This is a genomic window from Vibrio sp. VP6 (genome assembly GCF_028823755.1).
Classification (GTDB): domain Bacteria; phylum Pseudomonadota; class Gammaproteobacteria; order Enterobacterales; family Vibrionaceae; genus Vibrio; species Vibrio parahaemolyticus.
This window is the reverse complement of record NZ_JAPEID010000033.1, coordinates 1-16,825: the sequence shown is the minus strand read 5'-3', so window position 1 is coordinate 16,825 and position 16,825 is coordinate 1. Positions and strand designations below refer to the sequence as shown.

The 16,825-nt window shown below is 45.0% G+C and carries 14 protein-coding genes and 1 pseudogene; 6 read left to right on the top strand and 9 right to left on the bottom strand.

The features are described 5' to 3' along the window. The first annotated feature begins 26 nt into the window (after positions 1 to 26). From OU793_RS18365 to yegS, 3 genes are all read left to right on the top strand, one after another. Positions 27 to 452 (top strand): bifunctional diaminohydroxyphosphoribosylaminopyrimidine deaminase/5-amino-6-(5-phosphoribosylamino)uracil reductase RibD, encoded by a 426-nt coding sequence (locus OU793_RS18365; RefSeq protein WP_005454234.1) that lies wholly within the window; start codon positions 27 to 29, stop codon positions 450 to 452. A 173-nt stretch (positions 453 to 625) separates the two neighbouring features. Beyond that, positions 626 to 1,531 carry a LysR family transcriptional regulator gene (locus OU793_RS18360; protein WP_005454286.1) on the top strand — a complete coding sequence of 302 codons (906 nt, stop codon included), beginning with the start codon at positions 626 to 628 and terminating at the stop codon, positions 1,529 to 1,531. Positions 1,532 to 1,540: 9 nt separating this feature from the next. Beyond that, the gene (gene yegS, locus OU793_RS18355; RefSeq protein ID WP_140103076.1) at positions 1,541 to 2,440 is read left to right on the top strand and encodes a lipid kinase YegS; all 900 of its coding nucleotides are present in this window, start codon (positions 1,541 to 1,543) and stop codon (positions 2,438 to 2,440) included. A 134-nt stretch (positions 2,441 to 2,574) separates the two neighbouring features. Here the strand turns inward: yegS and OU793_RS18350 are convergent, their stop codons facing one another. The 3 genes from OU793_RS18350 to OU793_RS18340 form a co-directional block, all read right to left on the bottom strand. Further along, positions 2,575 to 2,910 (bottom strand): YgiW/YdeI family stress tolerance OB fold protein, encoded by a 336-nt coding sequence (locus tag OU793_RS18350; RefSeq protein WP_005454158.1) that lies wholly within the window; start codon positions 2,908 to 2,910, stop codon positions 2,575 to 2,577. A gap of 15 nt (positions 2,911 to 2,925) precedes the next feature. Further along, positions 2,926 to 3,573: an AcfA family outer membrane beta-barrel protein gene (locus OU793_RS18345; RefSeq protein ID WP_140103075.1), complete on the bottom strand. Its 648-nt coding sequence runs from the start codon at positions 3,571 to 3,573 to the stop codon at positions 2,926 to 2,928. A 177-nt stretch (positions 3,574 to 3,750) separates the two neighbouring features. After that, entirely contained in the window at positions 3,751 to 4,734 is a 984-nt protein-coding gene (locus tag OU793_RS18340; RefSeq protein WP_025633703.1) for an HAD family phosphatase, read from the bottom strand. 378 nt (positions 4,735 to 5,112) lie between these two features. Between OU793_RS18340 and OU793_RS18335 the strand changes: the two genes are divergently transcribed. Continuing rightward, positions 5,113 to 6,435, top strand: coding sequence for an anaerobic sulfatase maturase (locus OU793_RS18335; RefSeq protein WP_053048046.1), 1,323 nt, complete (start codon positions 5,113 to 5,115; stop codon positions 6,433 to 6,435). A 9-nt stretch (positions 6,436 to 6,444) separates the two neighbouring features. Next, positions 6,445 to 7,572 (top strand): tetratricopeptide repeat protein, encoded by a 1,128-nt coding sequence (locus OU793_RS18330; protein ID WP_140103074.1) that lies wholly within the window; start codon positions 6,445 to 6,447, stop codon positions 7,570 to 7,572. Here OU793_RS18330 and OU793_RS18325 read toward each other — a convergent pair. Next, the gene (locus OU793_RS18325) at positions 7,569 to 9,206 is read right to left on the bottom strand and encodes a VRR-NUC domain-containing protein (RefSeq protein ID WP_140103073.1); all 1,638 of its coding nucleotides are present in this window, start codon (positions 9,204 to 9,206) and stop codon (positions 7,569 to 7,571) included. The genes OU793_RS18330 and OU793_RS18325 overlap by 4 nt on opposite strands. A 67-nt stretch (positions 9,207 to 9,273) precedes the next feature. Beyond that, positions 9,274 to 10,506 carry an OFA family MFS transporter gene (locus OU793_RS18320; protein WP_005486542.1) on the bottom strand — a complete coding sequence of 411 codons (1,233 nt, stop codon included), beginning with the start codon at positions 10,504 to 10,506 and terminating at the stop codon, positions 9,274 to 9,276. Between the two features lie 575 nt (positions 10,507 to 11,081). Here OU793_RS18320 and OU793_RS18315 point away from each other — a divergent pair. After that, positions 11,082 to 11,438, top strand: coding sequence for a hypothetical protein (locus OU793_RS18315; RefSeq protein WP_005454342.1), 357 nt, complete (start codon positions 11,082 to 11,084; stop codon positions 11,436 to 11,438). 130 nt (positions 11,439 to 11,568) lie between these two features. On the opposite strand, the gene OU793_RS18310 is transcribed toward OU793_RS18315, so the two are convergent. From OU793_RS18310 to OU793_RS18295, 4 genes and pseudogenes are all read right to left on the bottom strand, one after another. Further along, the gene (locus OU793_RS18310) at positions 11,569 to 13,422 is read right to left on the bottom strand and encodes a M48 family metallopeptidase (RefSeq protein ID WP_159404324.1); all 1,854 of its coding nucleotides are present in this window, start codon (positions 13,420 to 13,422) and stop codon (positions 11,569 to 11,571) included. Continuing rightward, positions 13,422 to 14,012, bottom strand: a complete 591-nt coding sequence (locus OU793_RS18305; RefSeq protein ID WP_005486526.1) for a LemA family protein — start codon at positions 14,010 to 14,012, stop codon at positions 13,422 to 13,424. The genes OU793_RS18310 and OU793_RS18305 overlap by 1 nt, the downstream gene beginning before the upstream one ends. A gap of 229 nt (positions 14,013 to 14,241) precedes the next feature. Continuing rightward, a pseudogene (dcuC, locus tag OU793_RS18300) lies at positions 14,242 to 15,596 on the bottom strand (anaerobic C4-dicarboxylate transporter DcuC). 353 nt (positions 15,597 to 15,949) lie between these two features. After that, a partial coding sequence (locus OU793_RS18295; protein ID WP_274647816.1) for a fatty acid desaturase occupies positions 15,950 to 16,825 on the bottom strand: 876 nt, incomplete at its 5' end.

Sequence of the window (16,825 nt, the reverse complement as noted above, 5' to 3'; positions counted from 1 at the left end):
CGTTTTTATTAGAGAATAGAGTTCAAATGAGCCAAGAGTTTATGCGCCGCGCATTGGAAGTGTCCAAAAATGCGCTTCCTGAATGTCAACCCAACCCGCCGGTTGGCTGCGTGTTAGTGAAAGACAATCAAATCGTTTCAGAAGGTCATACTCAAGCTATTGGTGGCAACCACGCGGAAGTAGAAGCGCTGAATGCATATCAAGGCTCGTTAGAATCGGTGACGGCATACGTTACGCTCGAACCGTGTTCGTTTGTAGGTCGTACGCCAGCTTGCGCGGTGACATTAGTGAAATCCGGTATTGGCAAAGTCGTCGTAGCCATGTTGGATCCAGATCCGCGCAACAGTGGTCGAGGTATCGAGATTCTAAAACAAGCCGGTATTGAGGTAGAAATTGGTTTATGCGGCAAGGAAGTCAGCGAGTTTCTTACCCCATATTTAGGCAAATCTTAATGTAAGCTTTGGCCTGCACGTTAGCAGCCCACTTATGCGGTGAATGGAGTACGTCAAAATTGAGTTAAAACTCATTAAAACAGGTCGTACCGCCCATTTCTTGTACTTAGCTACGTTAACTATCATGCTGTTAGATTAAAATAGAAAAAGTGATTTTCGAAAAATTTAATAGCATGAAACCGACCGATCTTAATCTCATCCCCATTTTTATCGCCATCTACGAAGAGCGTAATTTGTCTCGGGCGGCGGCACGTTTAGACATCACCCAACCCGCGGTGAGTAAAGCGCTAGCAAGATTGCGCGATATCTACGACGAACCATTGTTTCACCGCAGTTCTTCTGGTGTTGAGCCAACATCGTTTGCTGTCGATATTTATCCGGCTATGGTTGCAGCGATAAAGAACTTTACCTCGACGCTGTCGGCATCGGTTGAGTTTGATCCTAAAGTTTCCAATCGCATTTTCTCTATCGCTTGCGTGTCGATTTTAAGCTACGAGTTGCTGCCACAGTTGATGAAGCAGATTCACGAGTTAGCGCCGAATATCGCTTTGGAAGTGCACCCGCTGTTTACTGAGGATTACGAAAGTGATCTACGCTTACAACGTTATGATTTGATTATCGATTTAGCACCACGCGGGAGAACGGTCTTGAAAGTTGAACCCGTGATCACTGAGCGTTTGATGGTGGTGTGTAACAAAGATCACCCTCGTATCGCAGAGAGCATTTCTCAAGAGCAGTTTTTTGAAGAAGAACACGTCGCAGTATCGCAGTGGCAAAGCCGAAAAAGCATGCTGAGTGCAGAAGATATTGTTGATTTGGACAAACGCAAAATCATGTATCGAGCCGCAGGAGCACTGGAAATGTTGCCGGTTATCTGCGGTAGCGAATACATTGGTTTGATGCCAGAATCGATGATTAAGTTGTTCAGTAATACCTATCATGTGAAAGCACTGCCGTTTCCATTTGATGTAACAACTTACGATCTTTGCACCATTTGGCACCCTAGTCGCACTAATGAAAGTGCTCATCAGTGGTTGCGCGCGCAAATCAAACACGCAGGGAAAGTCATCAAGAAATAGGAAGTCCATATGAAGACAATACGAGCGATTCTAAACGGCAAAAAAGCCGGTAATCCTGAGCTAAGAAACGCCATCATGAAAATGAGAGACAGGGGCGTAGATGTGCAAGTTCGCGTCACTTGGGAATCGCAAGATATGCCGCGTCTCGTGAAAGAAGCGGTAACGGATGGTATTGAGCGTATTGTTGTTGCGGGTGGCGATGGCACTGTCAATGAGGCTGCTTCGGCACTTATCCACATTGCTCATGAAAGTCGCCCTGAACTTGCCATTATTCCGCTTGGTACGGCCAATGATTTTGCGACCGCGAATCATATTCCAGATTCGATTGCTGATGCATTAACGTTGGCAGTGGAAGGGCAAGCGCTGTCTGTTGATTGCGTTAAGGCGAACGATCGTTGCTTTATCAATGTTGCGGCGGCGGGTTTTGGCGCAGAAGTGACGGCAGAAACGCCTGTTGAGTTAAAAAACTTTCTCGGTGGTGGGGCTTACACACTGACTGGCGTGGTTAAGGCGCTCGGCTTCAAACCTTATGATGGCAGCATCACTATCGAAGGGGGCCGTTACGATGGCGAAATGTTGTTAGGGGCATTTTGCAACAGCCGCTTAGCTGGTGGCGGTCAACAGCTCGCTCCCCATGCGATGATTGATGATGGTTTGATGGACTTAACGCTGGTTCGTCCGTTTTTACCGCATGAATTGCCCAAAGTCATTGAAGAGATTAACAACCCATCCGAGAAAGGCGAGTTTGTGAAACACACCCGAGCCAGTTGGTTGGAGATCGATTTTCCGAATCCTCTACCACTTAACTTGGATGGCGAACCGTATCATTCCCGTAAAATTCGATTTGAAGTGCAACCAAAGAGTTTGAAGTTGGTGCTACCTAAAGATTGCCCGTGCGTGACGCACTAAGTCCAACCTTATGAGATGAGCAAAACAAAGCCACAGATGGGTGGCTTTGTTTTATCACTATTTTTTACTGTTTCAACAATAGCTCCTTGGCTAGAGGACTTTCGTTGTTAGGGCTCTTCGTTGTTAGGGCTCGTTTATAGCTTTTGGATGGTATCTACGTCGATTTGCATGGTGGTCCATTCTGAATCGATTTCGCCACGAATTGCCACTTTGTCGTTTGGTGTCACGTCTAAGCCCATCCATTCTTCGTTGTCGATCTCTACTTCGATTTCGCCAGTGCTGTCTTTGAACAAGTAAGTCTCGTTACCTAGTGATTGAATGATGTGCCCAGTGAGCATTACGGCGCTGTCTTCAGTTGCGTTTTGCGCATCTTTCACTGTGTTGATTACGCTTACTTCTGGGCCATTAAAAGCGGCGAAAGCCGAGCTTGAAAGTAGGGCAAACATGGATGCCAAAATCATTTTTTTCATTATCGTTTCCTTAAATTAAAAGTAGTAAGTTGTGCCTACGTTAAAGGATGCTGTGTTTGCGTAGCTGTCTAGTTGGTATTTTGCGTTTGCGCCAATGGTGAGCTTTGGGAACACTTGGTATTCCGCGCCCACAGAGAACATTGCGCCTAACTCGTTATTTTTCTCCGCGCTATGGAAAAGCGTGTTGGTCATTTCCACATCGTCATTCGCAACAAGTTCATAATCTTGATGTTTAGAAACCTTGGCGTCGTATTGTGTGTAAGTTAGACCCGCTTTGAACTTGGTTGTCCATTTATCATTTAATGCGTAACTAAACACTGGAGCCAACGACACTTGTTTGGCTTTGATTGACGCATCCCAATCCATTTCATGATGGTAATCTTTGCCATCGACTGGCTTGATACCTAGGTTTTTTGAACGACTATCATCAAGGTCAAACTGGCTGTAACCCAGTTCCAATGCCCAGTTGTCATTAAATGCGTAACCGACAAAACCTGAGAAAATACCATCTTCAAGTTCAGGGTTGAGTGTTACGTTGTCAGCTGAAAAGTGAGGTTCCAAATCATGGTCAGTGGTGCCTAGTCCATATTCCAGACCTACATAAGGAGCCGCAGATACCGAAACTGAGCAGGTAACAAGTAACGCAAGAAGTGTTTTGTTCATTCTAATTTTGCCTCTTCAAATCAACTTAGTGAGTAGAAGCGCATTTTGTGTGATGAAGCGTGAAGTGATCGTGAAGAAATAAAAGAATTTGGCGTGCAAATAGAAAAATTCCCCAAAGCGTGGGGAATTTTTCGGTCTTGGCTCGTCAATTGAGTGGGCTTCGAACAGCGCTCTTGTTTAATAAACGGTGCACCAATCGTTTTTCATGTCTATAAGCTGCCAGTTGTCACGCGCATTGGCTTCGTCTAACGCTTTATCTAAGCGGCCAACGTCCGATTGACGGTCGTATTTCCACTCGCGCGCTTCGTCAGTGTGATGCACAATCATCGCCATAGAGTTTGGTTGGCTTGTCGCCCACTGCATCATCGCTTGGTCTCCGTCCGAGTTACCAACGGCGAGCACTGGTTTCTTACCAATAATGTACTGAATGTTTTCGACTTTCACTTCTTTATCATCGAGCGTTAACAGTTCGCCCAACTTCATCACTTTAGGTTGACCATCATTAAAGCTGTATTCGTATTTCAACGCACTGCCGATGATTTGTTCTTCAGGAATGTTGTACGCCTCTGGAGCCCACACGCGCATAAAGTCCACGCCACCACCCGAAACAATGTAGGTTTTGAAGTTGTTCTCTTGCAGGTACGTAAGCATTTCGCGCATCGGCTTAAAGGTGAGAGCGTTATAGGCTTTACCAAAGCGCTTGTCTTTCGCTGCCGCAAGCCATTGCTCGACGGATTGTTGGTATTCTTCAACGGTCATGCCGCTGTGGGTGACTTTCATGATTTGGAGTAGCGATTCTTTGCCGCCAGCAAAGACTTTCTCTAAGTCGTTTTCAATGACGGATTTAAAAGGTTCCTGCGTTTTCCATTCTGGATGCGTTTTCGCAAGGGCTTTGATTTGATCTAACGCGAATGCAATTTGGAAATAAATCGGCTTTTCTGACCAAAGTGTACCGTCGTTGTCGAACACGGCAATGCGGTCAGAAACGGGAATAAATGTCGCCTTTGAACTGTCGGTAGATTGCTCGACAAAATTCACAATGGCGGTTTTGCTGTCGCTGTCTTTCCAAGAAGGGAGCAGGTTGGCATCGCAATCTTTCGCGAGGCTGGAAAAAGATAAGCTAGTTAAGACGGCAAGAGTACAGAGATGGATTTTGTTCATTATTTACCTCGATTGATTTCACTAGGTTGTGATCCCTAAAAAGGGCAATGAGGGCGGATAACCTTAAACGACCACTTACACGTTGTACTCATGTCATTTTCTCGCCCACGCGTTAGCGTTGAAAATTCGCCTTCATCATAAGCAAGCGTAGTCGCATTCCTTGGTTGTGCACGAAATGAATAGCGTAATGCTTCCAAAACGCCGCATACGGGTTATCTCAAACTGCCCAAAGTAGAGTAGCAACAAGCGCCATGAAAATAGGTTATAAGCGGTATAACAAGCCTGCGGTATTAATGAAATTTATGATTGGGTCATCAAAGTGAATCGCAGGTAAATATCCGGATCACGCCTTCAAATTCGCAACAGCAAAGGTGACTCATGCAAATTACTCAAAGTCCTCAGTTCAACGGCAAAGCGTCTAAGCGTTTACATGTTATGGCAAAGCCCATTGGTGCTGCCTGTAACATTGACTGTACTTACTGCTACTACCTTAGCAAACAGGACTTACTTGAGTATAAAAAAGGATGTTCACCAATGATGGATGAAGCCACGTTAGAGGCTTACATCAAACAGTATATTGAAGGGCAAAACACACCTGAGATCGTCTTCTCCTGGCAGGGCGGTGAGCCAACGATGCTGGGTTTGGATTACTTCAAGAAAATTGTCGAGTTTCAAGAGAAATACCAGCCCGCAGGCGTGAAGATCTCTAACGATCTGCAAACAAACGGCACGTTATTGAATGACGAATGGTGCGAATTCTTAAGCGAGAACCATTTCTTGGTGGGCTTGAGTATTGATGGTCCTGAAATGCTGCACAACGCGTATCGAACCAACCGAGCCGGTCGGGGCACATTCAAACAAGTCATGAATGCGGTGGAGTTGCTGCATAAATATCAGGTGAACTTTGCCACGCTTACCTGTGTGAACAACCTGACGAGCCGAAATCCGCTTGAAGTATATCGTTTTCTGCGAGATGAGGTCCGCTCGCCACAAATGCAGTTTATTCCTATTGTTGAACAGAAAACGTTCCGCACCACTGCGCCTCAAAAATGGCAACCGCAAGAACAGCTTAAACAAGGAGACAAGCGTTTGATTCCGGGTCACAAAGATTCTGTCATGGAACCTTGGTGTGTTGCTGATGAAGCTTGGGGTAACTTCCTGATTGCGGTTTTTGATGAATGGATTAAGAACGATATCGGCAAAGTGTTTGTGCAATATTTTGAAGCCAGTGTAGAGGCTTGGATGGGGCGTGCTAATCCACTTTGTACGCTGGGTGAGGTGTGCGGTAAGGGGTTAGCTATGGAGCCAAATGGCGATGTGTTTGCATGCGATCATTACGTTTATCCGGAGTATAAAATTGGCAATATTCATCATGACAAGCTGGATGAACTGGCCTACAGCAAAGAGCAACAGAAGTTCGGTTTTGCAAAATCTCGCTTGTTAACGCAGCAATGTCGAGACTGTGAGTATCAGTTTGCATGCTACGGTGAATGCCCGAAAAACCGTTTCATTCGTACTCGTGATGGTGAGCCGGGACTTAACTATTTATGTGCAGGATGGAAGAAATTCTTTGCACATGCTGACAAAGCGATGGCATACATTTTACGCGCAACGGGTAACGTGGTGGCTCATGGCAAATACAGCGATTCAGTCGTGCGCCAAGAGAGTGAACAACGCCCTGTATTCGAAACAAAATTTTGAGGAATTGGTATGTCATTGTCTACAGAAGCCCCCCTGTTAAAGACACCGTGTTTGGCACCGCGCAAACGTCGACCGAACAAAGTGAAGATGCTTTCTAAGTCGTTATTGGCGGTCACATTAGGCGCGGTCGTTAATCATTCTGTTATGGCGCAAACGCCGACGGAACAAACGCAAGCTCAGCCGACGGCGGCAGAGCAAGTGCAACAACCAACGCCGCAGCAAGTGATTTCTAAGCTCGCTTATCAAGCCCAAGACCAAAAGTTGCCGACCGAACAACGTGTTCAAGCGCTGCGCGAACTGGGTAATTACCCAAACCAGAATGCTCTGGTGGCTGTTGCTCGAGGTTTACAAGATAAAGACCCGGTAATTCGCGAAGCTGCGATAGTCGGCGCGCAACCTTACGCGATCGAAAACCGCTGGCGCATGGTGGAACCACTACTTAAAGATGAATCCTCTTCCGTGCGTATTGCGGCAGCACTGAACTTAGTGCGTGACTATTCTGTTTTGACAGAAGCGCAAAGACCAGCGATAGAAAAGCCTGTGGACGAGCTTTTAGCGAGTTTAAAGAGCGGAACGGCTAACAACACCCAATTGCTGTTAGCCGATGTGTATCGCTGGCATGAAAACTGGAAACAAGCGGACGATATCTATCAAGCATTGTTATCCAAAATGCCGGAAAACCCAGATGTTTGGCTGAACTTAGCCGACAATTACCGCGCGCAGCAACGTGAGCAAGAAGCGATTGATACACTAGATAAAGCGATTGAACGCCTTCCAGACAATGCAGCCCTGCATTATTCGAAATCTTTGACGCTCGTTCGTTTAAACGACAAAGAGCAAGCCGCAAATGAAATCGAAAAAGCGGCTAACATGGCGAAAAACAATAGTTATTTTTGGTATTTGAATGGTGTGCTACAAGAAGAGTTCAGTGTCGATAAGGCTGTGAAATCTTTTGAACAGGCTTACTTGATTTCAGGCGCGCCAGAGCAGCTGTACGCGGTTTGTGATATCTATATTCGTTACGATAATCCGAAAACGGATGAATGCTTGGCGGAACTAGAAAAAGTCGCACCAAGCCATGTGATTGACCAGCTAAAACAGAAAAGAGCGCTGACTTCTGCAAAGCCTAAAAGCTAGTCAATTCGCTTTTCATCTTCTTTTCGCGCGGTGACGTAACACACTGCAAACGGCACATTAAGGCGAGAAAACTCTCTGATCCAACGCCATTGGTTATCTTGGAGTTTATCGCCGGGCCCTTTTACTTCAATCCACTCGAACTCGTTGTCTCTAAAAGCAATCAGATCCGGCATCCCATTACGGTAAAGCTTAAGATCGCTTAACTGAACCTTAAATAGTTCGAGTAATGTGCGGGTAGGAATGGTGTTGAGTGACTGTTCAAGCAATTCCTTGCCTATTAAGCTCCATTGAACAAACGGATTGCTGATACCAAACTTTTCATCGTATTTCGTTAAAATCGCTTGTGTATTACCCAATTTTAACTGTGCGAAAGCTTCATCAATAAGTGCTTGGCGCTTTGCTACAAAATCGGAATGGTACAAATCCAGAGGACGGTGTTGATAGGCATTGATGAATGCCCCTTCAATGGGAGCGAAAATCGCGTCCCAAAAAGTGAGCCCAAGTAATGCATTCAGCAGTGCATTTTCGGCGTAAAATACACTCCAACCTAAAGATTCAAAGTGCGCTTTGCTGGCGAGTTCGACTCTCTGTTGAGATAAATCCAGTTTAACTCGGTACTCCATACAGGTTGGCTTTATCACTCTTGGCACTTTCTCACCTTGTTTTCGTTTCAGCCGCTGCTCAAGTTTTTGTGCGACTTCGAGCTCAGACACATCGATCGGTGAGTGAAGCATCTCTGTGACAATGTCACTAAATAAATTATCATGGTTCAGTTTGTCATAGATACGTGCGCGTCGTTCTCGGCTTGGCGTAAGTTGAGTTTGGCCAAATAGAGATAGGGCGGTCTCTAGCTCATCAATCCGTTCGTAATCACGTGCTATGTCATTCAACATGTGCTCACGTTTACGATCCACATAAGGATGATGAACAGGGTGAGGCATCGCTTCAATAAGAAGGTCGAGATTGGCTTTGTCTTTTCGGTCAAATTGCCAGTACAGGTTGGCCAGTTGGCTCAGTTCAATTAAGCGGTCTATTTGCTCTCGTGAATTAAAGAAGCGGCGCACTTTACTCAATTGATATTGCTCGAACTGATGCAGACCTAAGTCATCAAGCACAAACTGACTTAAGTCTTGATGGGTGTTGGCAAAAAACAGAGTGAGCAACACGTCGATCATGTGGGCGGAATTGAGTCTGACGATCGTAAACTCAAGTTGCTCTACGCGATCAAATTCCGTATTACTCAAACGTTCGACAAGGGCGTCTTTCTTGAGTGATTTCGGCAGTTCGGGATAAAGCGCGGAGATCTCTGGTTTGGTCAGTAAGTTAGCCGCCAACTCTTGATGAGAAAGTGGTGGGGATAGTGAGATGAAATCTTGTTCGCCTAATTCCGCCAGCGCAGCATCGATGAATGGGATTTCTTGATAATTGAGTTTATCGCTTCGAAACCAACATCCTTTTCGGCTGTATAAACGCACTAAAAGGCACTGGGCGTGTTTGTTCAAGGAATCAAACGAACAAAGCCAGGCGTGTTCTTCCTCGGTCAGTAAATCGCTGTACCACGTTACTGCGTGGTGAGTCAGCTTAAAGAAGTTTTCTAAATAGTAATCTGGCGCGAGTTCGATTGGGCTTTCCATAAACGACCGATAACAAAAAAGGCTTAACCCATAGGTTAAGCCTTTTCGCTATCAAATCAATTCGCAATTATGCGTTTTTTAGCTGTGCTACTTTCGCTTCAGACAGTGGCTTAGTGATGAACGCAAGTACGATACATACAGCCATCATTGCTGAAGAAATAGTGTAAGCCAAGGTGTAGCCGTCGCCATTTGTCATCGAGAAACCAACAACTGCTGCGCCGATTGCACCACCGATACCCCATGCAGTGTAAAGCACACCGTAGTTAGTACCGTAGTTTTTCAGACCGTAGAACTCAGCTGTTAGAGTAGGGAACACCGCTAGAAGCGTACCGTAACCTACCGCTGCGATTGCGGTACCGATGATGAGAGTAAACTCAGAATCGAACGTTGCGAACAACACCATGTTTACGCCTTGTAGAACGAACGCAAGTAGAAGCGTACGAACACCGCCGATTTTATCTGCAAGCATACCCGCAGCAACACGACCGCCAGAGTTGAATACAGCAAGAATGGACGCTAGGTAAACCGCGTTTGGCAAGTTTGCTTGAACGCTTGCGATTGTCGTGATGTTACCGATGATCATTAGACCAACAGAAGCTGCGAACGCGTACATGATCCATAGAGAGTAGAACTGTGGCGTTTTCAACATTGCTTTCCAAGTTAGGTCATCTGACTTTTTCACCGCTTTAGGTGCTTGGCCTTCTTTTACTTTCGGCTCTGCAGGTGTGTAGTCTGCTGGTGGGTTGTTGATGGTTGCTGCAAGAGGAACCGCAATCGCTAGGATACCAACACCAAGAACCATAAAGCTGGTTTGAATGCCCATGCTGTCGATCAGCGCAGACGTTACTGGCGCAAGATAGATAGCCGCTAGACCAAAACCTGCCGCAATAATGCCGTTGACCATACCTTTCTTCGAAGCGTGGAACCACTTCATCGCAGAAGGTGACAGACATGCATAACCAAAACCGATACCTGCACCTGTGATCACACCAAACGTAATGTTCAGCATTAGTGGAGAATCAACAAAGCCAGATGCGATCATGCCTAGACCTGTAAGAACAGTACCTAGGATAAGGATCATACGCGGACCCATACGGTCTTGAAGGATACCTGCAACAAGAAGACAGATAGAGAAGGTGATCGTTGCAGTTGCGTAAGGTGCAGAAGCTTCTGCAGCACTCCAGCCTGATTCAGTCACCAATGCCTTGTTGAATACACTCCAAGCATACAGGATGCCAAGACAAAGGTTGATACAGAACCCTGCAAGCAGGATGCGCATAGCTTTATCAATCTTGCTCATTTTCATTCTCAGTTTTACCTCTTGCTACAACGCAAAGAGGTGTTGGTTTAAAGATGTTTTTTCTCAAAATTAGTTTGCGTTTTTCAACGTTTAACGCAATGAGCGCGGATTATAACCAATAAAGATGTGATTGGAATCTCTTTTTACTTACAGGTCTAAAAATAATTTGAAAATATAAAATCAATTGTTAATTGATGGTTTTGTATATAGGAAAAATGTTGATCTAACGTAATGTGCTTTGTTTTCAATCCTGTAAAGCTAAGTGCAACTGAGTGAATTCAGAACGACTCGACGTTTAGCTCACATTTCCTGTAAATAGTTTCAAAATGTTTTTGAGTTAATTTTTTGTAACAAAAGTGCTCAAAATAAGTGCTAAGCAGCCGAAGTGCCGAATTTAAAGGCTTTATAAAATTCTGCTTGTTAACTGTATGTAAAGTGCGCGCTCTGAGTTGTCAGCAAGGACGAAAGTGAATAAAAAATGTGCTTGATATTGCGATCTAGATAAGCAAAATGGAGCGCAAAATGAGTTTTCATTTATGAAGGGATGCTTTTTTAGACTTGTTGTGAGGTGACTTATGAAATTGTTCCTATTACTCATGGCTTCTGTTTCTGCTGGTGTAGCATCTGCAGATCACATCCATTCATTTATGTTAGGTTTATCTATTGCTTCTCTGGCAGTGGGTAGCTGTTATTTCTTTGCTTTCCGTAGCTCGCGTTTTCCGCAGTTAGCGCTGTTTCTATTGATTTGCGGCATGTTATCTAAACTGACTATTACGGTTGTAGGTGTTATGTGGGGTATGTCTGCGCAATTGATTACTTCACCAATCGTGTTTGCGTTGTCCTATCTTTTCTTTTCACTTGCTGTTACGTACTTGTGGTTCAGCTATCGTGAAAGCATCACGCAAATTCCAGAGCGATTTAAAGCAGCTTAATTTAGTACGCCAGCGATTAACGCTGGCGTTTTTGTTTTGGTGATACTTCGCTATTTGGTGTGAAGTTTCTTCGTAAGTTGAAGTAAATAACCTTCGTTTGGAGCGAAAGGCTTAAAAAGACACGCCTGAGCTAACCCGAGATTGTAAGTGGTGGTTCCGGTACTTCAAGGAAGCAAGCAATGACGCGATAGATTTCTCCTTCCGCAACGGTAATTTCCCCATCTGATTCAATCGCGAGTCGACAAGCTTTGACGAACATTCGTCTGTCTTTGGGTTTCAGTTGTAGCAACAACTCTAATGCGGCGCGACTTAAATGCCAATTGCTGTTAGCTGGTTCTAACGTCACTTCAGGAAAGCCTAAATGGGCGAGGGCACAATGGTAGGCGCGCTGAGCTTTGTCTGCTTGAGAGTGACTGACCCATGCCAGCTCTCGCAATAGCCAAAACACACTTTCCTCTAATTGCTTCAATGTCTTGTGTTGTTTGATGAACCCAAAAGAGGCGAGAAGCTGCTTTTCTAGTAAGTTGATGACACACCATTCGGCTAGCGAGTATTGATTATCCGTCTCTGAGAGCTCACGTAGCACTTTACATAAGCTGATTTTCTGGGCTTCACTCAGCGATTTAAGTGCCGGCAGAGCGAGTTCGAGTAACGGGAAACGCAGATGAAGTGGTAAGTCGTAATCTAACCAGGGAAGCAATGTAGATTGCGATGCGAGTGGAACGTACGACTTAATCATTTCGCGCTGAATATCGCTGCCATCAAAAATGAGGGCGAATGCGATAAATCGGGCGCTATATGGTTCACGTGCGATATCAACTAACTCTGGTGGTAATTGACTGATCAACTGTTTGCCTGTCTCACTCAATTGCTCCGATGGTGAGGCAGATTGCGAAGCAGGAGAGCCGCCACCTACGGCAAAGCCACTGACTTGTTCGTTATCAAACGCCGTGTTTTGAGCATGAGAGTGTTGAGCGTAGCTTCCGTCCCAATTGGGTTCGATTCTTCGAATTCTTTCGTCCAGTGGTGGGTGTGTCGCGAACAAACTAGAGAAACCGGACAATTTACTCTGTCCAAACATCATGTGGCTCATTTCATCACTGGCTTTCGTGTTTAAGGTAGAGCCTTGAACGTTGCTGCCAATCTTCTTTAACGCTCCCGCAATCCCTTGATCGTTGCGAGTGAACTGCACGGCACTGGCGTCTGCTAAAAACTCGCGTTGGCGCGAAATCGCTGCTTTGATCATATTGCCGAACAAGGTTCCTAACCAACCCAGCACCAAACAGACAATCGCAATCAGTATGATGACAGCGAAGCCTTTGTTTGAATCAGAAGAACTGCGTGATACGTGACGAGTGCTGTTCGAGTTATCCAAGATCAGATGACCAAAATGAGCAATGCAGGTAATGCCAAATAACGCACCAATCAGACGAGTATTCAACCGCATATCACCATTTAAGATGTGGCTGAACTCATGGGCAATTACACCTTGAAGTTCGTCACGGCTAAATGCATCTAGTGCTCCTTGCGTTACTCCGATGACGGCATCATCAATGCTCATGCCTGCAGCAAACGCGTTGATGCCGTGCTCTTCCGTCATCACATAAACTGGTGGCACGGGAATCCCCGAAGCGATGGACATTTCTTCCACAACATTGAGTAACTGGCGGTGTTTCGCATTTGACGTGTCTGTCGAAATCAACTTGCCACCGATACTTTCTGCAACGCCACGTCCACCATTGGCGTTTAGCTCACTAAGACGAATGAATGAGCTGATGCTAACAACCGTTAGCACGCCCACAAAGCTCAACAAACAATAACTGATGATGGATTGAGTGGTGAACGGTTCGCCAGTGAAATAAAAGTAGATGCCAATCGAAATGATACTCACTAGCCCTGTGATGGCTAAAACGGCCAAAGTGAATAGCATCACCAAAAGTCCAGTTCGCTGGCGCGCAGTGTCTTGATGATGAAAAAAGTCCATTAGAACGCAACCTTCGGCGCTTCTTGGATTGCTTCTGTGTCTGCAAACTCAAGTAACTTACCGTCTTGGAAACCAAATGTGTTCGCGAAGATAACGGGTGGGAATGTTTGCTTGTAAGTGTTGTAGCTGGTCACGGCATCATTAAATGCTTGGCGGGCAAACGCGACTTTGTTTTCGGTACTGGTTAGCTCTTCTTGGAGTTGGCTCATCGTCTCGTTTGCTTTCAATTCAGGGTAGGCTTCTACCACAACGTTCAGTTTGCCTAGAGCGTTTTGTAACATGCCTTCTGCTTGGCTAAGCTGGCTAATTGCAGCATCACTATCTGGTGCATCACTGGCGGCTTTTAAACCTGCTATCGCTTGGTTACGAGCTTGGATAACGCGTTCAAACGTTTCCTTCTCATGATCCATGTAACCTTTAGCGGTGTTTACTAAATTCGGAATTAGGTCGTATCGACGTTTCAGTTGAACTTCGATTTGAGCGAAGCTGTTTTTAAAGCGATTTCGTAGAGTAACGAGCTTGTTGTAAATACTGATTGCGTAAACCACAACCAGCAGAACAATAACAATAAAGACAATCAGTGCAGTCATAGTGAGTTCCATTTTGTGAATGTATCAGTGTTTTATATAAGTAGTTGAGATATTAAGCAAATTAGACTTACTTATAATGTGGGGTATTTTTAAATATGGCACGTATTGCGTAAGAAATATGAGAGCTATTTGGGATAAGAACAAAGGGAAAGGATTCTCAAGGAGAGCAAAATAAAAAGGCCCGGCGTGAAAGCCGAGCCTTGTGGAATATTCGAATTTTAATCCGCGATTAAGCTGTCATCGGAACAAGTACCATAGTACCGATGATTACCGTCAATAGGCCAGCAAGCACAGGCACTGAAGTGCGTTTTACAACTTCAAATGGACTGATGTTCGCCATACCTGATGTCGCAACGATTACGCCAGATACTGGCGAGATGGTACGACCTAGGTTTGATGCTTGAAGCATTGGGATGATTAGGAACGCTGGGTTGATGCCCATTTTCGCCGCTAGAGAAGGCGCAAGTTCTACAAACGCATAGAAAGGCGCGTTACCAGAACCAGTAGCAATAGCCGCTGCAACGGTTAGACCTGTTAGGATAAGCATTAGTGCAACGCCACCCGCACCTGCGTTATCGGCAAGGTGAAGTAGGTTATCGATAGCACCAATAGACATCAGACCTTGTGCAAATACGCCTGCCGCCACCAACAACATCACAACGCCTTTAAATGCATCGGCCATGCCTGCGTAGCATGAGTCTAAATCTTCAAGCGCTTTTTTGCCGTCGAATTTGTTCACGACATAATGGATAAGTGCGCCAAGGAAAATAGAACCCACAACGATGGTGTAGATATCTAGACTAAGACCAGGAATCGTACGGCCATTAAATAGGAACACACCGATGATTGGTAAGAATGGTAGTGCTGCGTAAAACGCTGGTGCATCTGCTTTAATTTCTGATACGTCGATTTTTTCCATCGGCGTATTTTCTTTCTTATCTAGGTATTTGTTGCCGCCGCCATTACGACGATTGCACAAATCGAAACAGGAAGAACAGTTTGTACCGCAAACACATCTAGCGCCAAGCCAGACTTTTCTGCAGCGATAACGACGTCACCTGAAGTAGGAGAAAGAATAATAGCAGCAGGAGATGCACACACTGCCACAGCAGCAGGACGAGAGATACCCATCGCAACCATCATTGGGAATAGGGTTGCCATCAATAAAACGCCAAGGCCTGTTGCAGAGCTCACCGCTAGAGACATCAAACACGCCACAATGTAAGCCGCTACCAAAAGGACATAAGGAGACTTGATAACAGAAAGCGGTTTAGAGAACTGTTTCACGACAACGTTGTTCGCGCCGATGTGAGTCATGTAAGAGGCGAAACCACATAGCAACATGATTTGCATACCAAGGCCGCCGCCACGGTATTGCAGCATGTATTTCACGTATTCTAGCGAGTCTGTCACCATGTTACCGGTTGAGGTGATGCTTGATGGCAGAACGTCATGGCCCAAAAAGCCAGTCATAAGAAGCAAACTGATACCGGCGGTTAAAAGTACGCCAGCTGCCTTGTAACCTTTGACAATGAAATAGCCCACCGCAATGGTTACTACCAAGCCAATTAAGAGCTCTAGCATAGGGGTCTCCAGATGTTATGAAAAAAAGAAAGATTCTGTTTCAATTTATGACAAGGAATTTACAGAATTCTTAACTGTGGCACGAGGCTAATCTGGGACTTGCATGATCTAAAACAAATAATAATTTAATAATTAAATCCGACAGATTCTCTTGTTTCAATTTCGTTTTGTAGGTGTTATGTGCTGGTTTTTTGGGTTTTAATGGAAAGAAAATATAAGCAGATTGGTGAATGAAATGCAGATGAAATAATTAAAAGTAATCGAAAAACATTATTCGAGTTAGATCACATTTGTAACGGCTAAAATAAACAAAAAGCCCCGACTAAGCGGGGCTTATTCAGCAACTTAATGCATTATGCGTAACGACGGATCATCAAGTTCCAACTGCGTTGTTGACGCTCAAACTCAGTTTTAAGTTGTTGATACTTCAATTTTGATACAGAGCACTCGTATTTCTTCACTACACTTGCAGTTTTTTCTCCGAGCAACTCTTTGCGTGCTTCGTAGTATTCCTGCATGTGGTGAACCAATGCATCAAACTCTTGCTGAAGTTGATCGAGAACAGTTTGCGCATTGGGTTTGGACTCCAGTTTCTCTTTCGCTTTCTTCAACAACTGGGTTGCTCGCGCTTTTTCAATTCGGAAAGTTGATGTAGTGCGAAGCTTGGACGTCAGTCCCAACCAAGAACAAGACTTGATCAGCCATTTAGTTGGATCGTAGTGCCACCAATAAACACCATTGCGGTAGTCATTTTCAAAGATGTGGTGAAAATTGTGGTAACCCTCGCCAAAGGTAAAGAAGGCCAAGACACCGTTATCGCGGGCCGTATTTTTGTCCGTAAAAGTTTGCTTGCCCCAAACATGCGCCAAAGAGTTAATAAAGAAGGTTGTGTGATGGCTCAAGAACAGGCGAGCTGCGCCAACAACCAGCAGCATTCCCCAAACATCCCCATAGATAAGACCCAAAGCTACAGGGAAACCGATATTAGTCAGCAAAGCTAACGGCACGTAGTAGTTGTGTTGCCACATCACAATGCTATCGCGTTTTAGATCGCGGCAATTGGTGTACTCATTTTCTTTAGACTTATTGTAGTCGCGCAACATCCAGCCAATATGTGAATACCAAAAGCCACGTTTGGCGGAGTAGGGATCTTTGTCATTGTTATCGACATGTTTGTGATGCACTCGGTGATCAGAAGACCAGTGTAATGCACTGTTTTGGAGAGAAAA